Below are 228 nucleotides of genomic sequence, written 5' to 3'. Positions count from 1 at the left end.
GTTGAATTAAAATGTCCTTCACCATAAAAATGCAGAGAATGGCCTTCACGAGGAATAACCCGTATCGGGCGTATCAGCTGGTTAATGGCAAAATAACTCGCCGGGACATTGCCCGGTAGTGGTGTTAGATCCGGGTATTGACCGGCCCGGATCATCAGACCATTGGGGTAAGAGCTAATCACCACATCCGAATAACGAGCCAGCGTCTTGCGTATCCAATGTTCCCCA

Annotated in this window: 1 protein-coding gene; it reads right to left on the bottom strand. The window is 49.1% G+C overall.

Annotated elements, in window-relative coordinates; all coding sequences use genetic code 11:
* Window positions 1–228 (bottom strand): type VI immunity family protein (locus tag C5471_RS23855; RefSeq protein WP_166296762.1); only part of this gene is annotated, 228 nt, incomplete at both ends.

It is taken from the genome of Photorhabdus tasmaniensis, from assembly GCF_011189505.1.
Taxonomy (GTDB): Bacteria; Pseudomonadota; Gammaproteobacteria; order Enterobacterales; family Enterobacteriaceae; genus Photorhabdus; species Photorhabdus tasmaniensis.
The sequence above is the reverse complement of the archived record's forward strand: the minus strand, read 5'-3'. Positions and strand labels throughout refer to the sequence as shown.